The organism is Streptomyces sp. ADMS (genome assembly GCF_033441795.1).
Classification (GTDB): Bacteria; Actinomycetota; Actinomycetes; order Streptomycetales; family Streptomycetaceae; genus Streptomyces.
The window spans coordinates 23,269-48,924 of the sequence record NZ_JAVFVX010000026.1 but is presented as its reverse complement, the minus strand read 5'-3'; the positions used below and the strand labels follow the sequence as shown (position 1 = coordinate 48,924).

Sequence of the window (25,656 nt, the reverse complement as noted above, 5' to 3'; positions counted from 1 at the left end):
CCCACCGCCCCGCAGCCAAGTCACACACCCTCCTCCCCAAGCAACCGCACCAACTCGATCCTCGACCGAATCCCCAACCGCGAGAACACCCCCCGCAGATGATGGTCGATCGTGCGCGGACTCAACGCCAGGCGGACAGCGATCTCCCGGTTGGTGGCCCCCTCCGCCGCCATCCGCGCAACCATCAACTGCTGCGCCGTGAGCCGCGTGGTGAGATCCGCCGGCCCCGGCGTGATCGTCGCCGGCGCCCCCAGCGCACGAAGCTCCGCCCGGGCCTGCGTCGCACAGTGCGGCGCACCGAACGTCTCGAAGGCCTCCAGCGCGCTGTGCAGCCGGTCGCGGGCCTCGGTACGGTGCCGCAGGCGGCGCAGCGCGCTGCCGAACAGCAGCTCCGTGCGGGCGCGTTCGAAGTCACGGCTGCCGTGGGCGTGCAGGTCGAGGGCCGTGCGGTAGTGGTCGGCCGCTTCGGCGCCGGGGGCGAGCAGGGCGCGGCAGCGGGCGCTGAGGGCCAGGTCGTCGGCGCTGCGGACGGCGACGGCCCAGCGGTCGTAGTCCGCGTGGGCGGCCCGTGCGACGCGGGTGTCGCCGGTGCGGACGGCGGCCTCGACGTAGTGCGGGGTGGCCAGGTGCCGGATGGCCCGGTGGCCGTGGCCGGGACCGAACCCGGCGAGGGCGCGCAGCCGGGCGGCGGCGCTCTCGAAGCGGCCGGTGGAGAGGTCGAGGAAGGCGAGCGCCCACAGGGCGAGCGCGGCGGGCAGGCCGAGGCCGTGGGCCCGGGCGTGGGTGCGGGCCGCCTCCGCTCGTTCCCTGCAGACCTCACCGTCGCCGGTCACCGCGGCGAACATGGCGAGCGCCGCCTGAAGATGGCAGGCGCCGTTGTCCTGGCCGGTGGCGTACGCCTGCCAGAGGGCGTCGGCCGCGGCGGCCTCGGCGGCGCGCGGGCGTCCGGTCCAGAAGTCGGCGTACGCCCGGAACTCCATGGCCTGTGGGACGGTCACCGTCTCGCCCCGGGCGCGGGCGGAGGCGGCGGCCCGTACGGTGGCGCGTTCGGCACCGGAGTGGTCGCCGAGGAGCAGGGCGGCGATGCCGGAGTGGATGAGCAGGGTGGGGTCGCCACCGGGACCGCAGCGGCCTGCGGCGGCCTTGAGGAGGTTGCGGGCGTCCTCGTACCGCCCCTCTACGGCGGCGGCGAGTCCCGCGAGGGTGCCGGGCGGGATGACGCCGAGCCGTGCGGCCACGGTGGCCGCCTCCCGGCAGCGGCGGAGGTCGCCGGTGTAGACGGCGGCCTCGGTGGCACGTGCCAGCAGGTGCACGGCGATGTCCAGAGCGGGGTTCGGGACGCGGTGCGACGACTGTGAGTCCGGGTGGGAGTACCGGGACGCGGAAGGGTACGGATGCGGGCCGTCCGGCCTGACAAATCGTTCCGGCAGGCCGGAGTGAGACCCCTGATCCCCGGCGGAACGATTCGGCACGCTTCCCTGCTCCAGCGCGGCCCGCGCATGTCGGACCGCGGCGGTCAGCAGCCCGTCGAAGGCCTCGGTCGCGTTGCCCGACCGCAGGGCGAGCATGCCGTTGAGCGCACTCTCGTCCGAGGTCGCCACCAGACCGCGGGCCCGGTCTCCGTCACCGCGGTGCCAGGCGTCGGCGGCGGCCCGGGAGAGCAGCCGGGACCGTTCGCGCGGGTCGGGTGAGAGGGCGGCGGCGCGTTCTCCGAGGGCGCCGGCCAGGGCGTGGTCGCCCAGCTCACGCGCCTCGTGCGCGGCGGTGCCCAGCTCGGCGGCGAGCCGTCCGCTGGGGCCGAGGGCGCCGGCGCCCCGGTGCCAGGACCGCCGGGGCGTCTCACCGTCGCCGTGCAGGACGCGCGCCAGCAGTCGGTGCACGTCCCGCCGGTCCGCCGAGGACCCGGACTCGTACGCCGCGATCCGCGTCCACGCGTCGCGGAAGACGACTCCGCCTGCCGTCGCGTGCGCGATCCCGGCCGTCTCGGCGGCTTCGAGTGCCCGGGTGTCCAGGCCGGCTGCGGTGACCGCGCGCAGGAAGGCCTGGGTCGCCACCGGGTACTGGTCGGCCGCGGCGAGCAGGAGCAGCAGCCGGGTGTCGTCGGGCAGGGCGCGGATCTCCCGGCGGTGCGCCCGCAGCAGTTCGGGGGCGAGCGCGGCGGGTTCCGCCGGGAGCGGGTCGAGCCCCGCCGCCTGCCGTTCGGTGAGGCGCGGTACGAGTTCGGCGGCGGCCCGCGGGTCGCCGTACGCGGCACTGAGGACGCGCACGCGGACCCCTTCGGGAAGCGGGGGGCCGAGCTGCTGCCACGCGTCCGTGAGCTGCGGTGGCGAAATGCGCGGGAGAGGCGGGGGATTCACCGAGGTCACCACACCACTCACGTTACTGGCGAGTTACAAGGTGCGTAAAGACCGGCGATTTCACCGATGCGGCGCGCGTAGACCCGGCCTGACACTCCAGCCAACCCCCGCCCTCATCAGGAGGCACCATGCAGCGCCGCATGCGACGCGTCACGGCAGCCGTCTCGGCCGTCGTGTCCTCGATGCTTCTGTCCCTCTCGCTCACCGCGACGCCCGCCCAGGCCGCAACCCACAATCCGGTCGTTTTCGTACACGGTCTCAGCAGTTCGTCGAGCAGTTGGAACGACTGGGTCGCCGACTTCAAGGCCGACGGCTACACGGCCTCCGAGCTGGACGCCTGGTCGTACTCGTGGTCCCAGTCGAACGTCACGACGGCCCAGCAACTGGCCACCGAGGTCAAGCGAGTTCTGGCTGCGACGGGCGCCACGAAGGTCGACCTCGTCGTCCACTCGATGGGCGCGCTCAGCGCTCGCTACTACCTCAAGAACCTCGGCGGAACCGCGTACGTCGACGACTTCGTCTCCACCGCCGGCGTCAACCACGGCACGACCGTCGCCTCGTGGTGTTCGTGGCTGTACACCTCGTGTTCGGAGATGTACACCGGGAGTTCTTTCCTGACCGCACTGAACTCGGGTGACGAGACGCCTGGCAGCGTGTCGTACGCCAGTTACTGGTCCAACTGCGACGACGCGCTCACCCCGGACACCACCGCGATCCTGAGCGGCGCCACGAACGTCGAGGTCGGCTGCGTCCCGCACAACGAGATGAACAACGACCACGGCGTCTACACACAGGTCCGCGACTTCATCGCCTGATCCAGCCCGATCAAGCCCGATCCAGCCAGATCCGTCCGGTCCGGCCGGATCCGGGCGACAGCGAGGGTGCGCGGGTCCCGTACGGGGGACAATCGCGGTAGGCCAGTCCTCCCCGGGAGGTCCCCATGCCGCTACGGTCCACCGCAGGCTCCGGCAAGGTGCCGCGGGATCCCGTGCACCATCCGCTGTTCGCCCGTTACTACGCCCGGATCAGCGTGGCCGCCGACACCGCCGGTCTGGGCGCCCTGCGGCACCGGCTGCTCACCGGGCTCTCCGGGCGGGTGATCGAGATCGGCGCCGGCAACGGACTGAACTTCGCGCACTATCCGGGCACCGTCTCGGAGGTCGTCGCGATCGAACCCGAGCGCCTGCTGCGGAAGTTGGCCATGGAGGCCGCCCTGCGCTCCGAGGTTCCCGTGGATGTCGTACCGGGTGTGGCGGAGGCGCTGCCGGTGAAGGGTGAGGCCTTCGACGCGGTCGTTCTCTCGCTGGTCCTGTGCGGCCTCCGGGACGTACCCCGGGCGCTCGGCGAGGTACGGCGGGTGCTGCGGCCCGGCGGTGAGGTGCGGTTCTTCGAGCACGGCGTCGGCGGCGGGCCCGCGATGCGGTTCACGCAGCGCGCCCTCGACCGCACGGTGTGGCCCGCGCTCGCCGGCGGCTGCCATGTGGCCCGGGACCCGGTCGCCGCGTTGCGGGACGCCGGGTTCGAACTCGGCCCGTACCGGCGTCTGTTGCTGCCCGAGAAGGGACCCCGGCTGCCCACTTCGTACTGTGTGCTGGGCAGCGCCCGGCGTCCCCCGCAGCCGGGGACGGAGCCAGGGGACGCCTCATAGGCTCCACTGGCGCAGTTCGTGCGCGATGTCGTGCACGGAGGCGTTGCCGGTCTTCACCAGGCGAGCCAGTTCGCGCACCTGCTCGGGCGAGGTGACGACCTTGACCCCGCTGGCGACGAGGTAGGCGTAGGCGACCGCGGAGGCGAACAGCGCGTTGGAGCGCTCCAGCGCGGGCACGTGCAGCAGGAGCTGGAGCAGGGCGGCGGCACGGGCGTGCGGATTGTCGTAGACGGGGACGTCGAATATCTCGGCCTCGTGGCGGGCGACGGCGGCGACCAGGGCGCCCCAGTCGGAGACCTGGGGGTCCCCGGGCGTCTTCCGTTCGGCGATCATGAGGAGCCAGGCGAGGTCGATCCTGAGGTTGTCCAAGGGTTCAGTGACGACCTTCGCGCTTGCCTTCACGGTCCGTGCCGAACTCTTCGGCGAAGACGGACTCGTACTGCTTCATGAAGTCGGCGGCGGCTGCGACGAAGGTGTTGCCCGCCTCGCCCGTGTCCTGTCTGACCAGCTCTTCGATGTAGCGGTTGACGCTCATTCCGCGGGCCAGGGCCTGTTCACGCGCCGCCCGGGCGGTGCCCTCGTCCACCCGGACGTTCAGCTGAGTCTTAGGCATACCTCGACGCTAGCGCGTGAGCGCTAGCACCGGCAAGGGGGCCACTCAAGAGCGAAAAGGATTACCCGGTGTGCGCCTCGTCACACTACGCTCGGCCCGGACGAGGAACGAGGGACGTCGGTACGACATCGGGACGGCCACGACCAGCAAGCCACTGAAGGAGGCAACCTTGTCCACACCTGCTGCGGAGCACGTCCCCGGGCACGCGGAGGCGGACGGGACCGCGGCCCGGGCCCGCGCGCTGACCAAGGCGTACGGCTCGGGCGAGACGACCGTGCTCGCCCTCGACTCGGTCGACGTGGACATCGCGCGCGGTCACTTCACCGCGGTCATGGGGCCCTCAGGGTCGGGCAAGTCCACGTTGATGCACTGTCTGGCGGGGCTCGACTCCGTGTCGGCAGGGCAGGTGTGGCTCGGCGACACGGAGATCACGGGACTGAAGGACCGCGACCTGACCCGGTTGCGCCGGGACCGGATCGGGTTCATGTTCCAGTCGTTCAACCTGATCCCGACCCTGAACGCCATCGAGAACATCACCCTGCCGATGGACATCGCGGGCCAGAAGCCGGACCAGAAGTGGCTGGACCAGGTCATCGACACACTGGGGCTGCGGGACCGGCTGAAGCACCGGCCGGCCCAGCTCTCCGGCGGGCAGCAGCAGCGCGTGGCCTGTGCCCGGGCGCTCGCCTCACGCCCCGAGCTGATCTTCGCGGACGAACCGACCGGCAACCTCGACTCACGCGCCGGGCTCGAAGTCCTCCAGTTCCTGCGCGAGGCCGTCGACGACCTCGGCCAGACGGTCGTCATGGTGACCCACGACCCGGGCGCCGCCGCCCACTCGGACCTGGTGCTCTTCCTCGCCGACGGACGGATCGTGGACGAGATGCCACGGCCCACGGCGGAGGCGGTCCTGGAGCGCATGCGCCTCTTCTCCGGAAGCCAGACCCAGCCCCCCTCTCCCGGTGCCCCCGGCACCCCCGACAACCCGTCCCTCACCAAGCCCACCGACGAGGACTGACACCCCGTGCTGAAGGCAACGCTCAGGAGTTTCCTCGCGCACAAGGGCCGGCTGCTGCTCTCCGCGCTGGCCGTCGTCCTGTCCGTGGCGTTCGTCGCGGGCAGCCTGATCTTCTCCGACACCGTCACCCGTACCTTCGACCGGCTCTTCGCCTCCACCTCCGCCGACGTCACGGTGAGCCCCCGGCAGGACTTCGAGTCGGCGGTGCCGTCCGGAGAGGTCCCGACCCTGCCCGCCTCGCTGGCCCAGCGGGTGGCCGGCGTCGACGGCGTCGAGGAGGCCCACGCGGACGCGTCCGTCGAGAACATCACCGTCGTCGACGACCGGAACGAGTCGGTCTCACCGACCTCGGGCGCCCCCACCATCGCCACCGACTGGTACCTCACCGACCGCAGCCCGGTCGAACTCACCTCCGGCCACGCCCCCGAGGGGGACGGCGAGGCGCTGCTGGACGCGGACACCGCCGACACCAAGGACGTGGGCATCGGCGACACGCTCACCGTGCAGGCGCAGCCGGGGTCGTTCAAGGTGAAGATCGTCGGTATCGCCACCTTCACCACCACCAACCCGGGCGCGGCGCTGCTCTTCCTCGACACGAGGACCGCGCAGACCAGACTGCTCGGTTCGCCGGACCGGGCCACGAGCATCTCGGTGACCGCCGCGAGCGGCGTGAGCGACGAACAGCTGAAGAGCCGTATCGCGCAGCAGATCGGCACCTCGGACTACGAGTTGGAGACGGCCGCCGAGCAGGCCGAGTCCGCCGCGGCCGAACTCGGTGGATTCCTCGACGTGATCAAGTACGTGATGCTGGGCTTCGCCGGGATCGCGGTGCTCGTCGGGGTCTTCCTGATCGTCAACACCTTCTCCATGCTGATCGCCCAACGCACCCGCGAACTGGGCCTGTTGCGGGCGCTCGGCGCCGACCGACGGCAGGTGCGCAGGTCCGTGCTGACGGAGGCGGTACTACTCGGCCTGGTCGGCTCGACACTCGGCCTCGCCGCCGGGATCGGGCTCGCGGCGGGGCTGATCCGGCTGATGAGCGCCTTCGGCATGAACCTCAGATCGGCCGACATGGTGGTGGGTTGGGCGACTCCCGTGTCGGCGTACGCCGTCGGGCTCGGGGTCACCTTCGTGGCGGCCTATCTGCCGGCCAGGCGGGCCGCCGTGGTCTCCCCCATGGCCGCACTCTCGGACGCCGAAATCGCTGGCGTGGGGCGGCCGTTGCGGGTACGGGCGGTGGCCGGCTCGGTCGTCGGGGCCCTCGGGGCCGCCGCGCTCGTGGGCTGCGCCACGGCCGACGAGACCCCGACGTCCGCCTCCCTGCTGGGACTCGGCGTCGTCCTCACGCTCGTCGCGACGGTCATCGCGGGCCCGCTGCTGGTCCGGCCGGTCATCCGGGTCCTCGGCGGCGCGTTCCCGGCGCTCTACGGGCCGGTCGGCCGGATGAGCCAGCGCAACGCCCTGCGCAATCCCCGCCGTACGGGGGCCACGGCCGCCGCACTGATGGTGGGCCTGGCCCTGGTCGGCGGGATGTCGGTGGCCAGCGCCTCGATGACCGAGTCCTTCGACCAGCAGATCGACAGGACGCTCGGCGCCGACTTCGTCGTGCAGAACGACAACTTCGTGCCGTTCCCGCAGGAGGTCACCGACAAGGTGCGGGCCACGGACGGTGTCGGTCTCGTCGTACGGCAGCGGTTCGTGCCGGTCGCGGTGCGGCTGCCGGACGGCCAGCGCCTCGAAACCACGGCCGCCGGATACGACGCGCGGCTCGACGACGTCGCCCGTGTCACCTACGCGCAGGGCGACACGGCCGCCGCGCTCGCCGACGGCCATCTGGCGATGTCCGCCGACTACGCCAAGGACCACGAGGTGCGCGTCGGCAGTGTGCTGCCGGTGGAGTTCCCGGACGGCGCACAGACGGAACTGACGGTCGCCGCCCTCACCGACCAGGACAGCGCCGAGGGGTTCGGGACGCAGGGCGGGATCTACTTCGGGATCGCCGTCGCCGAGAAGTACGTGCCCGGCGGCCAGGAGTCCGCGTTGTACGTCAACGCGGTGGACGGCACGAGCGCCGACACACTGCGTCCCGCGCTGGAGCGGACACTCGACCCGTATCCGCAGGTCAAGGTTCGTGACCAGGCCGACTACAAGGAACTGATCCGCAACCAGATCGCGGTACTGCTCTACCTCGTCTACGCGCTGCTGGGGCTCGCGATCGTCATCGCGGTGCTCGGCGTGGTCAACACTCTCGCCCTGTCGGTCGTGGAGCGCACGCGTGAGATCGGGCTGCTGCGGGCCATCGGGCTGTCCCGACGGCAGCTGCGCCGGATGATCCGGCTGGAGTCCGTGGTGATCGCCGTGTTCGGCGCGGTGCTCGGCCTCGGGCTGGGGCTGGTGTGGGGCGTGTGCATACAGCGGGTGCTGGCGCTCCAGGGCATGGAGGCACTGGCGATTCCCTGGGGCACGATCGTCGCGGTGGTGGTGGGTTCGGCGGTGGTCGGCATCGTGGCGGCGCTGCTGCCGGCGTTGCGCGCGTCCCGGATGAACGTGCTGGCGGCGATCGCGCACGAGTGAGGACAGCGGCGACTGCCTCCTGTCCCGCGCGCCGCAGCTGACCGAGGATCAGGTCCTGGACCTGCCCATCGTCCTGGCCGGGCCCCTGGAGCAGTTCACCGCGCAGGTGCGGGCGGCCCGGGAGCGGTAGGGATTCGCCTGCTTCACCGTTCTGGAGCCGTACATGGAGCCGTACATGGAGCCGTTCGGTCAGGCGATCGAGGCGCTTCGGGCCGGCGGGGGGCCGGCTGGAGCCTGTCCGGCGGAGGCCGGGTGCGTGCAGTCGTGTCGCCGCCGATCGGGTTGTGCGTACGGCGTGGCACGGGCCGGGAAGTGACTGCCGGTCAGCCGATTAAATGCCTGGTCAGGGCCCTGGCGTGTGCCCCGTTGGATGGTCGGACGCCGAATCTGATGCCGCCGTGCGGGTCAGCCGGGTGGACGGCTCGAGTGGTGCGCCCGGCAGGTCTGGCTGACGGTGGATCACGTCGAGGCCGGGTCTCATCAGCTGACATCGCGTCAGCGCCCCAGCCGCGGCGGAAGGACTTCTACCATGCGCTCTGCCCGCCTGCTCCTCGCTACCGCGACGGCCACGGCCGCTCTCGCGATCGCCGCTCCCGGCGCCCTCGCTGCCGACGGCGGTGACTGGGAAAAGGGTGACTCTTCCTACAGCAAGGAGCACGACAAGGACAGCAAGCACGACAAGCCGAACGGTGGAATGCACACGGGTGGCGGTGCGCTCACCGCGGTGAACGAGGGCGACTGGAGCAAGGGCGACAGCGCCGACGAATCCAAGAAGGGCGACTGGGAGGCCGGCAAGGAGGAGCATGGCAAGGGCTCCTGGAGCTCCGGCGACAAGGAGGAGGCAGGCGGCAAGGGCGACTGGGGCTCCAAGCACGAGAAGCCCAGCGGTGGCATGCACACCGGTGGCGGCGCGCTCGCGAACCCGGGTGTCACGTCCGGCGGGCTGGCGGCCCTGGCGGTCGTCGGCGCGGGTGCCTACGCGATGCGCCGCAGGAACGCGGCCCACGGGGCCTGACCGATGCCTGACATAGCAGCCGAGGCCGTCGCGTGTGCACATCCGCCTGTGCACACTGCGGCGGCCCGGCCGGTTCTCCGCCGTTACGCCTTCCGGCGCTCACACATCCGCTGTCCTGTCTTCCGTCTGCGCTGATCCGCTCAGCCTTGTTCCCGTGAGGTGGTTCCCGATGGCAACCCGGTTGCCTTCCCCTGCCGAGGCCGAGTCCGTGTCGTCCAGGCGGCGCTCCCTCGTGCGTCTGACCGCGTGGTCCGCCGTACTCCTGATCCCGGTGTTCTTCCTTTTCTCCGGAAACGACGAGTCGTCCGACGACGCCCGCGCGCCGCGCCCCGCGGCGGCGCACGCACCGTCCTCGTCGGCCGCACCGAAGACCACGGCGACGCCCCGCGCCGGGAAACATCTGCCACGGGCAAGGCCGACCCGGCTGCTCATCCCGGACATCGACGTGGACGCCCCCTTCGTCGGCCTCGCCATCGGCAGGTCGGGCCAGCTGGAGGCGCCGCCCGCCGACGACGTGAACCTGGTCGGCTGGCAGGCCGACGGTGTGTCCCCCGGAGAGACGGGCACCTCGATCATCGCCGGGCATGTCGACACGGCGACCTCGCCCGCGGTGTTCGCGGAGCTGAGCGAGCTCGACAAGGGTGACCGGTTCGCCGTCAAGAGGTCGGACGGGCGCACGGCCGTCTTCGTGGTCGACAGCGTCGAGACGTTCGCGAAGGACGACTTCCCCGACCGGCGCGTGTACGCCGACACTTCGCAGGCCCAGGTCCGGCTGATCACCTGCGCCGGTGAATACGACCACGCGGCGAAGGACTACACCGAGAACCTCGTGGTCTTCGCCCACCTCGTCTGACACCGTCGTCCGTCGGCGTTCGACAGGGGTCCACCTGGGCGATCAGCGGTGGCGGGCCGGAACACCCACTCCTAGCTTCGGGCATATGACCAAACAACAGATGACCCACCTCGTATGCACGGCGGCTGTCGTGGCGTCGGGGCTGGGCGCCGCCGCACCGACCGACCACCGCGCGATGCACCGCGTACACCCCGGCGAATCGATCCAGAAGGCCGTGGACGCCGCGCGTCCGGGGGACACCGTTGTCCTCTCCCCCGGCACCTACCGTGAGAGCGTCCGCATCACCGTCTCCGACCTGACCCTGCGCGGCTCCGGCGCCGGGCCCGCCGTCATCGTCCCCGGCCCGGCCTCCGCCGGCGGCACCTGTGCCACAGCAGGAAACGGTATCTGTGTGACCGGCACCAAGGCCCATCCCGTCAAGCGCGTCACCCTGCGCTCCCTGACGATCAGGGGCTTCGCCAAGAACGGCCTGTGGGCGACGTGGACCGATCAGCTGAAGGTCCAGGGCGTGACCGCCGAGAAGAACGGCCAGTGGGGCATCGCCCAGGAGAGGTCCGTACGCGGCGTGTTCAGCCGCAACATCGCCGAGCGCAACGGCGACGCCGGGCTCTTCGTCGCCAACACCGTCGACCGGGAGGACGGCGCCCAGGACTCCAAGGGCACCGTGATCAGTCACAACCGTCTGCTCGGCAACCGGATCGGCGTCACGGTGCGGCGGCTGCGGAACCTGACCGTCGAGCACAACGAGGCGACCGGGAACTGCGCCGCGGTGTTCGTCGTCGGCGACGAGGGCAAGCCGCGCGCCGGGGCGCTGACCGTCAGGCGGAACCACATCTACGCCAACAACAAGCTGTGCCCGAAGACCCCCCGGCTGCCCTTCCTCCAGGGCTCGGGCATCGTCCTCACCGGCACCGAGAAGGTGCTGGTGACGAAGAACAGGGTCGAGGACAACGTGGGTGCCTCCCCGCTGTCGGGCGGCATCGTGCTGTTCAAGAGCTTCGTGGGCGCCCTCAACGAGAGCAACGAGATCCGCGACAACCTGGTGCTGCGCAACAGCACGGCCGATCTCGCCGACCGGGACACCGGCAAGAACAACACCTTCCGCGACAACACCTGCGGGGTGTCGGAACCCGCCGGCCTGTGCTGACCGCCCGGCTCCCCCGCACACGGCACAACAAGAAAGGTGAGGCATCACATGACGACCGTTGATCCGGCTCCCCCTGCGCCCCCGGCGCCCATGCGGCTGAGGGAGCTCGTTTTCGGGGCGGCCTGCGCCGCCGCCGTACGCGCCGCCGCCCGTCTGGGCGTCGCGGACGCCCTGGACGACACACCCAGGACCGTGGAGGACCTGGCGGCGGCGGTGAAGACCCAGCCGCAGACCCTCAGGCGGCTGCTGCGCGCGCTGACCTGCCAGGACGTCTTCGCGGAGCGCCCCGACGGCACCTTCGTCCACACGGATATGTCCCGGCTGCTGCGCGAGGACGACCCGCACAGCCTCCGCTACATCGCGCTGTGGTGCACCGAGCCGTGGACGTGGAACGTCTGGCCGAAGCTGGACGAGGCGGTGCGCTCCGGCCGCAACGTCTTCGAGGACATGTACGACAGGGAGTTCTTCGCGTACCTCAACGAGGAGGCCCCCGAGTCGGCATACGTGTTCAACCGGGCCATGACGACATCCAGTGAGCAGTCCGCACGGGACGTCGCCGAGCTGCTCGACCTGAGCGGGGTGTCCTCGGTCGCCGACATCGGCGGCGGCCAGGGCCGGGTCGTGGCGAGTCTGCTGGAGAAGCACCCCGGGATGCACGGCACGCTGCTCGACCTGCCCGGGGTGGTGGAGAACGCCGATCCGCGGCTCCGCGCCGGAGGTTCACTGGCCGCGCGGGTGGACATCGTGGCCGGGGACTGCCGGGAGGACATCCCCGTACAGGCGGATGTGTACATCATCAAGAACATCCTGGAGTGGGACGACGACAGCACCCGCAGGGCGCTCGCCGGCGTCCGGAGGGCGGCGCGGCCCGGCGCGCGGGTCGTCGTGATCGAGAACCTCGTGGACGACACGCCGTCGATGAAGTTCACGACGGCCATGGATCTGCTGCTGCTCCTCAACGTCGGCGGTGCGAAGCACACCCGGCAGAGCATGGTCGACCGGCTGACGGACGCGGGACTGGTCATCGGCGAGATCCGCCCGGTCAACGCGTATCTGCACGCCTTCGAGTGCACCGTCCCCGGCTGACCACAGCCACGAAACCCCGAGGCCGGTACCGCGACTCTCGCGGTACCGGCCTCGGGGTTTCGTGCTCAGGAACCGCCGTTGCGCTCCCACTGGTAGAAGCAGTGCGCCATGGCGTCCTTGGGGCCGCGCCACGTCTGCGGGTCGTACGCGGTGACGTACGCCGACAGTTTGTCGCTGATACCCCGGAACTCGGGGTGCCCGGCCACCTTCGCGATGGCGGGCGCCGGGTCCTGGTCGGCCTCGATGAAGTGCAGGTACACGTCGCCGTACTGGAAGAGGCTGCGGCGGTTGACACCGACCAGGTGCGGGAGTTCGCCACGGTCGGAGGCGGCGAACAGGTCGGCGATCGCCGGCGCCGAGCCGGGCGCCATCCGGGCGACGATCAGGGCGTGGTGCATCGGGTGTCCTTCCTGAGCCGGTGGCTCAGCTGGGCAGGGCGGACGCGTTCTCGCGGTCGCGGGCGACCTGCTCGATCCGGTCCCGGATGAGCGCCATCTGCGTACGGGAGTTGCGGTTGATGTTGTCCGTCATCCACTCGTCGTCGACGGGGGCGTCGGGCTTCATCGCGAAGTCCTGCGTCCAGCGCATCTGGGTGCCGCCAGGCAGTTCCGTGTACTCCCACAGGATGTTCATGTGGGCGAAGGGGCCCGTCTCGACCCGGCGTGCCCGGACGGTCCGCGCGGCGCGGTCCACGGTCCGTTCCGAGACCCAGCTCCAGACCTTGCCGTTGTCGTCCGGGTACATGGTCAGCCGGAAGGCCGTCGTGTCGCCCTCGCGGGAGAGTACTTCGAGGGAGGAGTACTCGGTGAAGAGCCGGGGCCAGTTCTCGATGTCGTTGGTGATGTCCCAGACGAGGTCGAGGGGGGCGTCGACGGTGATGCTGTTCTCGGTGTGTCCGGCCACTTCAGGCTCCAGCCTTGAGGGTGCTGTTGACGAGGTCGAGGAACTCCTGGGGCGTCCTGCAGCGCTCCGAGTCCGGGGGCAGCGAGCGGCCGTACTGGATCTCCAGCTCGCCGACGATGCCGAGCAGGCCGAGCGAGTCGAGGCCGAGGACCCCGAAGGGGGTGTCCGACGCCCGCTCCAGTTCGCCCGGGTCGACGGTGACTCCGGCTCCCCTCTTCATGAGGGTGGCCAGCTCGCCGTAGGTCACTTCGGTGGTGATCATGCGGTGTTCTCCTTCCCGCCCGGTGCTATCGGGCGGAGTCGTCTCCACGGCGCACTACCAGCGCCGCGTTGGAACCCATCAGTCCCCGGCTGAGGACCAGGGCCGTGCGCGGCTCGGCGGGGCGAGCGCGGGACATCACCAGGTCGAGGTCGTGGCAGATGTCGAACACGTTGGGGGTGGGAGGGATGAGGTTGTGCTCCATGGCGAGCACCGCGGCCGCGATGTCCAGCACGGGCGCCCCGCAGTAGGCACGCCCGATGCCGGTCTTGGGCGCCGTGACGGGAACCTTGGCGCCGTACTCCCCCAGGGCGTCGGTGATGGCCAGCGCTTCCGCGCGGTCGGCCTCCGGCACGCCCAGGGCGTCCGCGAACACGACGTCGATCTCCTCGGGGGCGCACCCGGCCTCGTCGAGGGCGCCCCGGATCGCGTGGGCGAGCCCCTCCCTGGACCGCTCCCAGCGGGAGGCGCCGGTGAAGGTGGCGGCGTGGCCGGCGACGGTGGCCCGGACGGCCGCCCCCCGGTCGCGGGCACGGTTCTCGTCCTCGACGACGAGCATGGCGCCGCCCTCCGCGGGGACGAAGCCGCAGGCGCCCCCGGTGAAGGGGCGGTAGGCGCGGGCCGGGTCCTCGACGGTGCTGAGTTCGGGGTATCCGAGCTGGCAGACCATCGAGTACGGGGCGAGTGGCGCCTCCGCGCCGCCGACGACGACCGCGCCGGTTCCGCGCCGTACGGCCCGGGCGGCGTGTGCGACGGCGTCCAGACCGCCGGCCTCGTCGCTCGCGACCACTCCGCACGGTCCCTTGAAGCCGCTACGGATGGAGATCTGGCCGGTGCTGGCGGCGTAGAACCAGGCGATGGACTGGTACGGGCCGACGTACCGGGATCCCTGGCCCCACAGTTTCTGGAGTTCCCGCTGCCCGAACTCGCCGCCGCCGGACCCGGCGGCGGTGACGACACCGATGTCGTAAGGCTCCGCGGGTTCGCCCCGGGGGATCCCGGCGTCGTCGAGCGCGAGTGCGGCGGCGGCCATGGCGAAGTGGCTGAACCGGTCGGTCTGGACGAGGAAACGTTCCTCGATGAGGCCCGCGGCGTCGAAGCCCCGGACCTCGCCGGCCACCCGGAGCGGCAGATGACCGCAGCCCTCGCGGGTGATCTCGTCCAGCACGACGAGGCCCTCGCCGACGGCCTTCCAGTACGAGTCGGCCCGCAGGCCGTTGGGCGCGATCACACCGATTCCGGTGATGGCCGCGCGCGGGGTGCGCCGAGTGCGCTGTGTGTGCGGTGTGTGCGGTGTGTGCGGTGTGTGCGGTGTGTTCATCGGGTTCTCCCGCCCGGCCCGGTCAGCAGTACGGCCGACTGGAAGCCGCCGAATCCGCTGCCGACGGAGAGCACGTTCCTGAGCCTGCGCGGGCGCGCGGTGCGCGGCACGTAGTCCAGGTCGCACTCGGGGTCGGGTATCTCGTAGTTCGCTGTCGGCGGCACGACCTGGTGCTTGAGCGCCAGGACGCAGGCGACGACCTCGATCGCGCCGATCGCGCCGAGCGAGTGGCCCACCATGGATTTGATGGAGCTCATGGGTGTGTCGTAGGCGTGCGCGCCCAGGGACCGCTTCACGGCGGCGGTCTCGTGCCGGTCGTTCTGTTTGGTGCCCGAGCCGTGCGCGTTGACGTAGTCGATCATCGTGGGGTCGAGGCGGGCCTGGTCGAGCGTGGTGTCGATCGCCCGGGCCATCTCCAGCCCTTCGCAGGTCAGACCGGTCATGTGGTAGGCGTTGCCGTAGGTGGCGTAGCCGCCGATCTCGCAGTACACGTGCGCACCGCGCGCCCTGGCGTGCTCGTACTCCTCCAGGACGAGCACCGCCGCGCCCTCGCCCATCACGAAGCCGTTGCGGCGGGCGTCGAACGGCCGGGAGGCGTGTTCGGGGTCGTCGTTGTTGTCCGACGTCGCCTTGATGGCGTCGAAGCAGGCCATGGTGATCGGCGAGATCGGCGAGTCCGCCGCGCCGGCGACGCAGATGTCGGCGCGGCCCTCCTCGATGGTGTGGAAGGCGTAACCGACCGCGTCGATCCCGGAGGTGCAGCCGGTGGAGACGGTCTGCACCGGGCCCTGGGCGCCGAACTGCTCGGCGACGGCCGAGGCGAGGGTGCTCGGCGAGAACGCCCGGTGCAGTTGCGGGTCGGCGCCGCGGTGGTCCACGTCCCACCGCTGTCCGCCCGCGCTGACCTGGACGTAGTCGTGTTCCAGACGGGTGGTGCCGCCGACGGCGCTGCCCAGGGAGACCGCGACGCGCCAGGGGTCCTGCGTGCCGGTGTCAAAGCCGGAGTCGCCCACGGCTTCGGCTGCGGCGACCATGGCGAACTGGATGTAGCGGTCGGCGTGTTGACTCAGCGCCGGGTCCAGGCCGTGTGCGAGCGGGTCGAAGTCGCATTCGGCGGCGATGCGCGAGCGCAGGCCCGCCGGATCGAACAGCGTGATGCCCCGGGTCGCGGTACGGCCGTCGGCGAGGAGGTCCCAGAACGCCGTCGCGCCGGTGCCACCGGGAGCGACCACACCGATACCGGTGACAGCCACCCGCCGGGTCACCGTATGGCCTCGCTTCGCTCGGACGGCTGTCCGTTGTCCGGAGCGAGCCGGTCCGGCCCGCCGACGGCGAACTCCGTGCCTGGTACGGCGGTTTCGGTCACCTCCGTGTCGACGTGCCCGAGGCTGGGGCGGGGGGCGAGCGGGCCCAGGTGGAAGACCATGCGGGCCTCCACGTCACCGACGTTGCGGAAGCGGTGGCGTACGTCGATGGGGATCAGGAGGCCCTGATCGGGCCGGAGGGCGTGCGTCTCGCCGTCGAGGTCCACTTCGAGCGCTCCGGAGACGACGTACACGAACTCCTCGGAGTACGGGTGGTAGTGCTCGCCGATGCGCTCGCCGGGCTGGACGATGGCCAGGCCCATGAAGCCGCTGGTGGAACCCACCGTGGCGGGCGTGAGCATGGCCCGCAGATCGCCGCCGCGTCTGCGGTTGGGTTCTGTCTCGCTCAGATCCACGATGCATGGGTGCTGCTTGTTCATGGTTGACACCTCCGGGTGGGTCGGGAACGACGTCCGGGCGCGGACGGGGTGGCGCGGACAGCGCCGTGGTGGTCCGTCAGGAGCGCGCCGAGCTGCGGTCGGTGACGGGCATCATGTCGGCGTGCGACAGGAGGCGGTTGATGTTGCGGTCCGTCTCCAGGGAGCCCTCGACACCGATGGCCGCGCCGTCGAGGAGAGCCTGCATCTCCGCTGCCTTCCCGGGCCCCTTGAGGCCGAGGGAGGCGACCGGATCGGCGTCGAGCTCGCCGGTGGTGTCGATAAGCCGGACAACGATGTCATCGCGCTGGAAGACGGTGCTGCCGAACACCGGGCTGTCCGGGTCGTCCGCGGCGGCCTCGTCCTGGTGGGCGAGCAGCCGGGCCAGCTCCATCCCGCGGCCCTCCTCCGCCGGGTAGTACAGCGCGTGGCGCCGCAGGCCGGCGGGTGCCTTCTCGCCGGAGACCACGTGGTGGACGGCGGGAAGGGCGGCCCGGGTGAAGAAGACGCGCGCCGAGTCGGGGTCGCTGAGGTCCCGGTCCTGTTCCAGGTACGGGTTGATGGCCTCCTCGACGGCCCGTACCTCGGGCTGGCGGGCGACGTGGCGCAGTGCCGCGAGGAGGTCGCCCTCGACCTCCACGGCCCGTACGACACGGTTGCCGTGCATGAAGAGGGAGGTACGGCGCAGCCGGGTGGTGTCGTCGACCTGGGCTTCGGGCGAGGTGTAGCCCGCCAGGATCTCGGCGACCTTCGACTCGGAGCCCGGCTTGACGGTGAAGGTGAGGGCGTGGCGGGCGACACCGTCGCCGACCCGGGCCGCCACCTGCATGCCCGCTGCCGCCGCGGCCGGAGTGACCGGGGCGTTGGGGGTCGTCTCCCGCAGGATGCTGTAGCGCATCGACCGGGTGTCCCGGACGCAGCTGTGCATCGGCCGGACGGTCTCGACGTGCTCCTCGCTGTTCACCCAGGCGAGGAAGGGCGGGGCGCTCTCCCACTCGCTGGTGATGAGCCACTGCGAGGGGTTCTCGATCGACTGGCAGAGCTGGTCACTGAGGTGACCGGGGACGGAGGCGACCTGACTGCGCATGTGTTCGTACGCGTCCAGGAACTGCTGCTGGGCTCCTTCGTACAGGTCGAGCAGCAGGATCACCCGCAGCCTGGAGCCGTCGAACGCCGACTGCGATATGCGTCCCGAGATGGTCATCCGGCGCACCTCTCCTCTTCGTCGTGGAAGTCGTTCCTCGTGGAAGTCGTTCGTCTTGGAAGCCGGGACGACCGCCGTGTCCGAAATACCGGGGCCGCCATGAGCCGATCGTTGACGCGAGTCGCGGTGTGCGCGACTCCCGCGGGTCGGGCGAGTGAACCGTGCGCCATCTGGGCGCCCCGGGCGGGCGGAACGGCTCCCGGGGAGGCACTGTGCAGGTGCATCTCATCGCCGACCCGCGTCCCGGCGGACACCGGCAGACCCTGGAGGCATTCAATGAACCGCGCTCAAGAGGCCGACGAACCGGTCGGCCACCACACGCCCGTCCTGATCGTCGGCGGCTCCCTGGTGGGCCTTTCCACCTCCCTTTTCCTCGGGCGTCTGGGAGTGCCGCACACCCTGGTGGAACGTCACTCGGGCACCTCGGTCCATCCGCGTGGGCGCGGGAACAACGTGCGGACCATGGAGTTGTTCCGGGTGGCCGGGGTGGAGCGGCGCATCGAGGAAGCCGCGTCGGTGCTGGCGGACAACCACGGCATCCTGCAGACGCCGAGCCTGGTGGGTGACGTGGGCGAGTGGCTGTTCAAGGAGATCGACCCCGGCGGCGGGCTCGCCCGGTTCAGCCCCAGCGGGTGGTGCCTGTGCAGCCAGAACGACCTGGAGCCGGTCCTGTTGGAGAACGCGCGGGCGCTGGGCGGGGATCTGCGGTTCTCGACCGAGCTGATGTCGTTCGAGCAGGGCCCCGAGGGGGTGACCGCGCGGGTCAAGAGCCGGGAGACCGGTGAGCACACCACGATCCGGGCGGACTACCTGGTCGCGGCGGACGGTCCGCGCAGCCCCGTCCGCGAGCAGCTCGGCATCGGGCAGAGCGGCCCGGGCGACCTGTTCCACAACGTGAGCATCACCTTCACCTCCCGCGGCCTCGCCGGCGTGGTCGGCGACCGGCGCTTCATCGTCTGCTACCTGACCAGTCCGGACGCCGACGGCGCCCTTCTGCCGGTGGACAACCGGGAGCGCTGGGTGTTCCACGCGCCCTGGCACCCCGAACAGGGCGAGACGCTGGAGGAGTTCACCGACGAGCGGTGCCGGGAACACATCCGGCGGGCGATCGGCGTACCGGATCTGGATGTGGAGATCACCGGCAGGGCCCCCTGGCACGCCGCCGAGAGGGTCGCCGAACAGTACGCGGCCGGCAGGGTGTTCCTCACCGGTGACTCGGCCCACGAGATGTCCCCCACCGGGGCGTTCGGCTCCAACACCGGTATCCAGGACGCCCACAACCTCGCCTGGAAGCTGGCCGCCGTGCTGGGCGGCTGGGCGGGTCCCGGTCTGCTGGCGTCGTACGACATGGAGCGCCGGCCGGTCGCGGGGGCGACCAGCGCCCGTGCCTCCGCGCGGTCGGTCGAGCACAGCCACCCCGGGTACACGCCCGCCCCCGGAACCGGCGGACCTGGCGGAAAGAAGGGCGGAATCCTCAACGTGGCGCTGGGTTACCGCTATCCGCGGGGCGCGGTGCTGGGTGCCGATCCGGCGGTTCCGGTCGTACCCGAGGGCGTGCGGCTGACGGGTGAGCCGGGGAGCCGGGCTCCGCACATGTGGCTGAACCGCGCCGGTACCCGGATCTCCACGCTCGACCTGTACGAGGGTTCGCTGGTCCTTCTCAGCTCCGCGGGCTCCGGCGGCGGCTGGCACGACGCGGCGACGGAGGTGGCGCGACAGCTGGCGGTGCCGCTCGACTCGTACCGGATCGGCAGCGGGCCGGACGCGGAGTTGTCCGCGAGCGACCTGGAGTGGGCGGAGGTCCACGGTGTCGCCTCGGACGGAGCGGTGCTCGTGCGCCCCGACGGGTTCGTCGCCTGGCGCTCCGAGGGGCCGTCGGCGGATCCCGGGGCGGTGTTGCGGAAGGCCCTTTCGGCGCTGCTGGACCGGGGCTGACAGCCCCGGTCCACTGCCTCGCACGGAAACTTCACGTCCACGCACGGAAACGGGTTCGCCAGAGGGGCAGCGGCTCTGCTTGGCTCGCCCCCATGAGTGATCTCCACATCCGCCACGCCACCCCCTCTGACATCGACACCGTGCTGCGGTTCTGGCGCGAGGCCGCCGAGGGAACCAGCATCAGCGACGACCGCGACGGCGTCGCCCGACTCGTCGGGCGGGACCCCGAAGCCCTGCTGCTCGCAGAGCGCGACGGGGTCCTCTCGGGAACCGTGATAGCCGGTTTCGACGGCTGGCGCTGTCATCTCTACCGGCTCGCGGTGCACCCGGAGCGACGGCGGCAGGGCATCGGTTCGGCGCTGCTGGCCGCCGCCGAGGAGCGGTTCGTACGGCTGGGCGGGCGGCGCGCGGACGCCATGGTGCTGGAGCGCAACGAGAGCGGGCAGCATGCGTGGCGAGCGGCGGGGTACGGTCCCGAGGAGCACTGGCGCCGCTGGGTGAAGCCGCTCACCGGCTGAGCAACTTTGCACACCCTTTACCATAAGCGGACCAGTTACTTCTCCGAGGAAAGGTGTGAGCGTCCGCCCATGGGCGAGCCTCCCAGTAGCACCAGCGACACCCGACATCGAGCGACCCCGCCGGCCCTGCCCGATCATGGGACGGAGGTGACCCGATGACAGAAGTGCTCCTCCTCCTGGTGGCGATCCTGCTCTCCCTGACCTGTGGCGCCTTCGTCGCCGCGGAGTTCTCCCTGACCACCGTCGAGCGCGGCGAGCTGGAACGGGCCGTGGAGCGCGGCGAGCGGGGTGCCGCGGGCGCCCTCAAGGCCGTACGGAACCTCACGTTCCAGCTCTCCGGCGCACAGCTCGGCATCACGGTCACCAATCTGGTCGTCGGCATGCTCTCCGAACCGTCGATCGCCGCGCTGATCTCGGGCCCGCTGGAGGCCCTCGGTGTCTCGGCCTCGGCGTCCTCCTCCATGGCGCTCGTGATCGGTACGGCGCTGTCGACCGTCTTCCTGATGGTCGTCGGGGAGCTGGTGCCCAAGAACTGGGCGATCTCCTCACCGCTGGCCGTGGCCAAGCGGGTGGCGACGCCGCAGCGCTGGTTCAGCGCCGCCTTCCGGCCGTTCATCACGCACCTCAACAACACGGCGAACCGTATGGTGCGCCTCATCGGCCTGGAGCCCGCCGAGGAGCTGGCCTCCGCGCGCGGCCCCCAGGAGCTGGCGGCGCTGGCCCGGCACTCCGCCAAGGAGGGTGCCCTGGAGCCCGACACCGCGGAACTGTTCGTACGGACCCTGAACCTCGCCGACCTCACCGCGGAGAACGTGATGACACCGCGCGTCCAGGTCGTCGCCCTCGACGCCCAGGCGACCTGCGAGGACGTGGCGAACGCGACGCGGGCGACCGGGCTCTCCCGGTTCCCCGTCTACCGCGGCAGTCTCGACTCGGTCGTCGGCGTCGCGCACATCAAGGACTGCCTCGCGGTGCCCGCGGAGCGGCGCACCCGGGTGCGTGTCTCCGAACTGATGCGTGAGCCGCTGCTCGTCCCCGAGTCACTGACCGTCGACCGGTTGCTGGACCGGCTCTCCGGCAAGCGCACCATGGCCGTCGTCATCGACGAGTACGGCGGTACGGCGGGCGTGGCCACACTGGAGGACATCGTCGAGGAGGTCGTCGGCGAGGTACGGGACGAGCACGACCCGCACGAGACGTCCGACCTCGACCCGGCCGGCGTGGACGACGAGGGCCGCGTCCTCTACTCCGCGGACGGCGCCGCCCGCACCGACCAGCTCGCCCGCGTCGGCCTCCGGCTCCCGGAGGGGCCGTACGAGACTCTCGCCGGCCTCGTCGCGACCGAACTGGGCCGTATTCCGCAGGCCGGTGACACCGTCGAGGTGGCCGGCTGGCACCTGGACGTGCTGGACGCGTCGGGCCGCAGGGCCGCGCGCGTCCTGCTGCACGCGCCGCCCGTGAAGGAAGAAACCACGGCCGGCAAGGAAGGGGAGGCGAAGTGACCACCGTCCAGCTGCTGATCGGTCTGGCGACGCTGGTCGTCAACGCCTTCTTCGTGGGCGCCGAGTTCGCGCTGATCTCCGTACGCCGCAGCCAGATCGAGCAGTACGTCGACGAAGGCTCCAACGGGGACCACGCGGACGGTGACCGGCGGGCGAAGAGCGTGCTGTGGGGTCTGGAGCACGTGTCCGCGCTGATGGCGGCGGCGCAGCTCGGCATCACACTGTGCACGCTGATCCTCGGTGTGGTCGCGGAGCCGGCGATCGCGCATCTGCTGGAGCCGGTGTTCCACGCGGTGGGCGTCCCCGAGAGCGCGGGCCACGCGGTGTCCTTCGTGATCGCGCTCGCCCTGGCGACCTATCTGCACATGCTGCTCGGCGAGATGGTGCCGAAGAACATCGCCCTCGCGGAGCCGGTGCGCAGCGCGCTGCTCCTCGGGCCGCCCCTGGTGGCCCTGGCACGGGCGCTGAAGCCCGTGATCTTCACGATCAACGCGTTCGCGAACACGGTGCTGAAGCTGCTGCGCGTCGAGGTCAAGGACGAGGTCACGGCGACCTTCTCCGACGCCGAACTGGCCCGCCTGGTCCGGGACTCCGGCGAGGCGGGGCTCATCGACGAGCGCGCGCGGGAACGCCTGCACGACGCCCTGGAACTGGGCCGCCGGCCTGTGCGTGACGTCGTGCTCCCGCTGGAAAGCGTCGTCTACGCGCGCGTGGGCGTCACTCCGGAGGAGCTGGAGGCGCTGTCGGCCGAGTCGGGCTTCTCGCGCTTCCCGGTGGTGGACGAGGAGCGCCGGATCGCCGGCTACCTGCACGTCAAGGACGCGCTGGACGCGGCGCCCCGGGACCTCGCCTTCCAGGTGCGGGACATGCGGCCCATCGCGAGCGTCCGGGCGGACACTCCCCTGGACGACGTCCTCACGGCGATGCGGCGCAGCCGTACGCATCTGGCGGCCGTGCAGGGCGAGGACGGGCTGCTCGCGGGCCTGGTGACGATGGAGGACGTGCTGCGCGAGCTGTTCGGACAGCCGGTTTAGACGGCAGCGGACGGCCCTGGACGGCCGGAAGCGGCTTGGAAGAGGTCGACCGACCGCCGGGTATGTGTACGGGCTATCATCTCTGTCGCCATGCAGACGAACGCCTCATACACCAGCCTGGTCGCGGTCGGCGACTCCTTCACCGAGGGCATGTCGGACCGGCTGCCGGACGGGTCGTACCGCGGCTGGGCCGACCTCCTCGCGGCCCGGATGGCCGCCCGCACGCCCGGCTTCCGGTACGCGAACCTCGCCGTGCGCGGCAAGCTGATCGGGCAGATCACCGCCGAGCAGGTGCCCGTCGCGGTGGCCATGGAGCCCGACGTGATCACGCTGGTGGGCGGGCTGAACGACACGCTGCGCCCCAAGTGCGACATGGGCCGGGTGCGCGGGCTCCTGGAGGAGGCCGTGGAACACCTTGCCCCCGCGTGCAGGCGGCTGGTGCTGATGCGCAGCCCCGGCCGCCAGGGCCCGGTCCTGGAGCGTTTCCGGCCGCGCATGGAGGAACTGTTCGCCTGCGTCGACGACCTCGCCGCCCGGCACGGCGCCCTCGTGGTCGACCTCTACGGTGCCCCCTCGCTCGGCGATCCCCGCCTGTGGGACATCGACCGGCTGCACCTGTCGGGCGAGGGCCACCGGAGGGTCGCCGAGGCGGTCTGGCAGACCCTCGGGTACGAGGCCGAGGACCCGGAGTGGCATACGCCGGTGCCGCCCACGGCGCCTCCCGGCTGGGGCGCGCGGCGGGTCGCGGACGCCCGCTTCGCCCGGCAGCACCTGCTCCCGTGGATAGGCCGCCGGCTGACGGGACGGTCCTCCGGGGACGGGATGCCGGCGAAGCGGCCGGATCTGTCGCCGTACGACAACCTCTCGTAGCTTCCTCCGAACAGGCCAGTGGCGCTGGCCTGCACGAACCGCCAGTACAATCCGTACACGTGACCGCCGCACCCGCAAAGCCCCGCATCCCGAACGTCCTCGCCGGACGCTACGCCTCCGCCGAACTCGCCACACTCTGGTCGCCCGAGCAGAAGGTGAGACTGGAGCGGCAGCTCTGGCTCGCCGTGCTGCGGGCCCAGAAGGACCTCGGTATCGAGGTGCCCGACGCCGCCCTCGCCGACTACGAGCGGGTCCTCGACACCGTCGACCTGGCGTCCATCGCCGAGCGCGAGAAGGTCACCCGGCACGATGTCAAGGCGCGGATCGAGGAGTTCAACGGCCTCGCCGGGCACGAGCACGTCCACAAGGGCATGACCTCGCGCGACCTCACCGAGAACGTGGAACAGCTGCAGATCCGGCTCTCGCTGGAGCTGACGCGCGACCGTACGGTGGCCGTGCTGGCGCGGCTCGGGAAGCTCGCGGGCGAGTACGGCGAGCTGGTCATGGCCGGCCGCTCGCACAACGTCGCCGCGCAGGCCACCACCCTCGGCAAGCGCTTCGCCACCGCGGCCGACGAGCTGCTCGTCGCGTACGGCCGGGTCGAGGAGCTGCTCGGGCGGTATCCACTGCGCGGCATCAAGGGTCCCGTGGGCACCGCCCAGGACATGCTGGACCTGCTCGGCGGTGACGCGGCCAAGCTCGCGGAGCTGGAGCAGCGGATCGCCGGGCACCTCGGCTTCTCCACCGCCTTCACCTCCGTCGGTCAGGTCTACCCGCGCTCGCTCGACTACGAGGTCGTGACCGCGCTGGTGCAGGTGGCTGCCGCGCCCTCCTCTACCGCCAAGACGATCCGGCTGATGGCCGGGCACGAGCTGGTGACCGAGGGTTTCAAGCCCGGCCAGGTCGGCTCGTCGGCGATGCCCCACAAGATGAACACCCGTTCCTGCGAGCGCGTCAACGGCCTCATGGTGATCCTGCGCGGCTACGCCTCGATGACCGGCGAGCTGGCGGGCGACCAGTGGAACGAGGGCGACGTGTCCTGCTCGGTGGTGCGCCGGGTGGCCCTTCCCGACGCGTTCTTCGCCCTCGACGGTCTGCTGGAGACCTTCCTGACGGTCCTCGACGAGTTCGGCGCCTTCCCGGCCGTCGTCGCGCGTGAACTGGACCGCTACCTCCCCTTCCTCGCCACCACCAAGGTGCTGATGGGCGCGGTGCGCGCGGGCGTGGGCCGTGAGGTCGCGCACGAGGCCATCAAGGAGAACGCCGTCGCCTCCGCGCTCGCCATGCGTGAGCGGGGAGCCGAGCGCAACGAGCTCCTCGACAAGCTCGCCGCCGACGAGCGCATTCCCCTGGACCGCGCGCAGCTCGACGCGCTGATGGCCGACAAGCTGTCGTTCACGGGCGCCGCGGCCGACCAGGTCGCCGCCGTCGTCGCCCGGATCGAGGAGATCGCCAAGCAGCGTCCGGAGGCCGCGGCCTACACCCCCGGAGCGATCCTCTGATCCGCTTCACCCGGGCCGAGCTGGAGGCCGCCCGCGACCGTCCCGTACCGGACGTCGTCGCGGACGGCCTCCATGTTCTGTTCTGCGGTATCAACCCCGGCCTGGTGACGGCGGCGACGGGGCACCATTTCGCCCGCCCCGGCAACCGCTTCTGGCCGGTGCTGCACCTGTCCGGCTTCACCCCGAGACTGCTGAAACCCGCCGAGCAGGGCGAGTTGCTCTCGTACGGGCTCGGCATCACGAACGTCGTCGCGCGGGCGACCGCGCGGGCCGACGAGCTGTCCGCGGAGGAGTACCGCGAGGGCGGGCGGATGCTGGCCGCGAAGGTGACGCGGCTGCGACCGCGCTGGCTGGCTGTCGTGGGCGTGACGGCGTACCGGGCCGCCTTTGACGACCGCAAGGCTCAGGTGGGCCCGCAGGAGCGGCAGTTCGGCGACACGCGTGTGTGGGTGCTGCCCAACCCCAGTGGCCTGAACGCGCACTGGACGGCGGCGACCATGGCCGAGGAGTTCGGACGGCTGCGGGAAGCGGCTTCTTAGACCGGGGTGCGCTGTAC

General features: G+C 71.2%; 25 protein-coding genes. 15 read left to right on the top strand and 10 right to left on the bottom strand.

All coding sequences use genetic code 11. From position 1 onward, the window contains the following. Positions 1-20: 20 nt before the first annotated feature. The gene (locus RB628_RS14175; RefSeq protein WP_412180651.1) at positions 21-2,369 is read right to left on the bottom strand and encodes a LuxR C-terminal-related transcriptional regulator; all 2,349 of its coding nucleotides are present in this window, start codon (positions 2,367-2,369) and stop codon (positions 21-23) included. Positions 2,370-2,485: 116 nt separating this feature from the next. On the opposite strand from RB628_RS14175, the gene RB628_RS14170 reads away from it, so the two are divergent. Together RB628_RS14170 and RB628_RS14165 are read left to right on the top strand one after the other, a co-directional pair. Further along, positions 2,486-3,172 carry an esterase/lipase family protein gene (locus RB628_RS14170; protein ID WP_318320750.1) on the top strand — a complete coding sequence of 229 codons (687 nt, stop codon included), beginning with the start codon at positions 2,486-2,488 and terminating at the stop codon, positions 3,170-3,172. Positions 3,173-3,297: 125 nt separating this feature from the next. Continuing rightward, positions 3,298-4,005 carry a class I SAM-dependent methyltransferase gene (locus RB628_RS14165; protein WP_318320749.1) on the top strand — a complete coding sequence of 236 codons (708 nt, stop codon included), beginning with the start codon at positions 3,298-3,300 and terminating at the stop codon, positions 4,003-4,005. Here the strand turns inward: RB628_RS14165 and RB628_RS14160 are convergent. Further along, positions 4,000-4,374 (bottom strand): fic family toxin-antitoxin system, toxin component, encoded by a 375-nt coding sequence (locus RB628_RS14160; RefSeq protein ID WP_318320748.1) that lies wholly within the window; start codon positions 4,372-4,374, stop codon positions 4,000-4,002. The genes RB628_RS14165 and RB628_RS14160 overlap by 6 nt on opposite strands. A gap of 4 nt (positions 4,375-4,378) precedes the next feature. Next, positions 4,379-4,618: a toxin-antitoxin system HicB family antitoxin gene (locus tag RB628_RS14155; protein WP_318320747.1), complete on the bottom strand. Its 240-nt coding sequence runs from the start codon at positions 4,616-4,618 to the stop codon at positions 4,379-4,381. 169 nt (positions 4,619-4,787) lie between these two features. On the opposite strand from RB628_RS14155, the gene RB628_RS14150 reads away from it, so the two are divergent. The 6 genes from RB628_RS14150 (at position 4,788) to RB628_RS14125 (ending at position 12,311) form a co-directional block, all read left to right on the top strand. Beyond that, the gene (locus tag RB628_RS14150; RefSeq protein WP_318320746.1) at positions 4,788-5,636 is read left to right on the top strand and encodes an ABC transporter ATP-binding protein; all 849 of its coding nucleotides are present in this window, start codon (positions 4,788-4,790) and stop codon (positions 5,634-5,636) included. A gap of 6 nt (positions 5,637-5,642) precedes the next feature. Further along, positions 5,643-8,210 carry an ABC transporter permease gene (locus RB628_RS14145; protein WP_318320745.1) on the top strand — a complete coding sequence of 856 codons (2,568 nt, stop codon included), beginning with the start codon at positions 5,643-5,645 and terminating at the stop codon, positions 8,208-8,210. Between the two features lie 529 nt (positions 8,211-8,739). After that, positions 8,740-9,225 carry a hypothetical protein gene (locus RB628_RS14140; protein WP_318320744.1) on the top strand — a complete coding sequence of 162 codons (486 nt, stop codon included), beginning with the start codon at positions 8,740-8,742 and terminating at the stop codon, positions 9,223-9,225. Between the two features lie 169 nt (positions 9,226-9,394). Continuing rightward, positions 9,395-10,078 (top strand): class F sortase, encoded by a 684-nt coding sequence (locus tag RB628_RS14135; protein WP_318320743.1) that lies wholly within the window; start codon positions 9,395-9,397, stop codon positions 10,076-10,078. A gap of 85 nt (positions 10,079-10,163) precedes the next feature. Beyond that, a complete protein-coding gene (locus RB628_RS14130; RefSeq protein ID WP_318320742.1) occupies positions 10,164-11,225 on the top strand; it encodes a nitrous oxide reductase family maturation protein NosD in 1,062 nt (353 codons plus the stop codon). 48 nt (positions 11,226-11,273) lie between these two features. Continuing rightward, on the top strand, positions 11,274-12,311 hold the full coding sequence (locus RB628_RS14125) for a methyltransferase (protein ID WP_318320741.1): 1,038 nt from the start codon (positions 11,274-11,276) through the stop codon (positions 12,309-12,311). A gap of 65 nt (positions 12,312-12,376) precedes the next feature. Here the strand turns inward: RB628_RS14125 and RB628_RS14120 are convergent, their stop codons facing one another. The 7 genes from RB628_RS14120 to RB628_RS14090 all read right to left on the bottom strand — a co-directional run bounded on the left by RB628_RS14120 (position 12,377) and on the right by RB628_RS14090 (position 17,739). After that, positions 12,377-12,709, bottom strand: a complete 333-nt coding sequence (locus RB628_RS14120) for a TcmI family type II polyketide cyclase (protein WP_318320740.1) — start codon at positions 12,707-12,709, stop codon at positions 12,377-12,379. Positions 12,710-12,734: 25 nt separating this feature from the next. After that, a complete protein-coding gene (locus RB628_RS14115; RefSeq protein ID WP_318320739.1) occupies positions 12,735-13,214 on the bottom strand; it encodes an SRPBCC family protein in 480 nt (159 codons plus the stop codon). 1 nt (position 13,215) lies between these two features. Beyond that, complete coding sequence (locus RB628_RS14110; RefSeq protein WP_318320738.1) at positions 13,216-13,476, bottom strand: phosphopantetheine-binding protein; 261 nt, start codon at positions 13,474-13,476, stop codon at positions 13,216-13,218. Between the two features lie 25 nt (positions 13,477-13,501). Next, entirely contained in the window at positions 13,502-14,794 is a 1,293-nt protein-coding gene (locus RB628_RS14105; RefSeq protein WP_318320737.1) for a ketosynthase chain-length factor, read from the bottom strand. Next, positions 14,791-16,059, bottom strand: a complete 1,269-nt coding sequence (locus tag RB628_RS14100) for a beta-ketoacyl-[acyl-carrier-protein] synthase family protein (RefSeq protein ID WP_318320736.1) — start codon at positions 16,057-16,059, stop codon at positions 14,791-14,793. The genes RB628_RS14105 and RB628_RS14100 overlap by 4 nt, the downstream gene beginning before the upstream one ends. Then, positions 16,056-16,538, bottom strand: coding sequence for a cupin domain-containing protein (locus RB628_RS14095; RefSeq protein ID WP_318320735.1), 483 nt, complete (start codon positions 16,536-16,538; stop codon positions 16,056-16,058). The genes RB628_RS14100 and RB628_RS14095 overlap by 4 nt, the downstream gene beginning before the upstream one ends. A 76-nt stretch (positions 16,539-16,614) precedes the next feature. Then, positions 16,615-17,739: a SchA/CurD-like domain-containing protein gene (locus tag RB628_RS14090; protein ID WP_318320734.1), complete on the bottom strand. Its 1,125-nt coding sequence runs from the start codon at positions 17,737-17,739 to the stop codon at positions 16,615-16,617. Between the two features lie 276 nt (positions 17,740-18,015). Between RB628_RS14090 and RB628_RS14085 the strand changes: the two genes are divergently transcribed. From RB628_RS14085 to mug, 7 genes are all read left to right on the top strand, one after another. Then, positions 18,016-19,674: an FAD-dependent monooxygenase gene (locus RB628_RS14085; RefSeq protein WP_318320733.1), complete on the top strand. Its 1,659-nt coding sequence runs from the start codon at positions 18,016-18,018 to the stop codon at positions 19,672-19,674. A 92-nt stretch (positions 19,675-19,766) separates the two neighbouring features. Further along, positions 19,767-20,192, top strand: a complete 426-nt coding sequence (locus RB628_RS14080; protein WP_318320732.1) for a GNAT family N-acetyltransferase — start codon at positions 19,767-19,769, stop codon at positions 20,190-20,192. Between the two features lie 155 nt (positions 20,193-20,347). Next, positions 20,348-21,694: a hemolysin family protein gene (locus tag RB628_RS14075; RefSeq protein ID WP_318320731.1), complete on the top strand. Its 1,347-nt coding sequence runs from the start codon at positions 20,348-20,350 to the stop codon at positions 21,692-21,694. Continuing rightward, a complete protein-coding gene (locus RB628_RS14070; RefSeq protein WP_318320730.1) occupies positions 21,691-22,728 on the top strand; it encodes a hemolysin family protein in 1,038 nt (345 codons plus the stop codon). Before RB628_RS14075 ends, RB628_RS14070 begins: the two co-directional genes overlap by 4 nt. Positions 22,729-22,818: 90 nt before the next feature. Next, positions 22,819-23,598: an SGNH/GDSL hydrolase family protein gene (locus RB628_RS14065; RefSeq protein ID WP_318320729.1), complete on the top strand. Its 780-nt coding sequence runs from the start codon at positions 22,819-22,821 to the stop codon at positions 23,596-23,598. A 59-nt stretch (positions 23,599-23,657) separates the two neighbouring features. Further along, positions 23,658-25,100, top strand: coding sequence for an adenylosuccinate lyase (gene purB, locus RB628_RS14060; RefSeq protein WP_318320728.1), 1,443 nt, complete (start codon positions 23,658-23,660; stop codon positions 25,098-25,100). After that, the gene (gene mug, locus RB628_RS14055) at positions 25,097-25,639 is read left to right on the top strand and encodes a G/U mismatch-specific DNA glycosylase (protein WP_318320780.1); all 543 of its coding nucleotides are present in this window, start codon (positions 25,097-25,099) and stop codon (positions 25,637-25,639) included. The genes purB and mug overlap by 4 nt, the downstream gene beginning before the upstream one ends. Positions 25,640-25,656 lie beyond the last annotated feature (17 nt).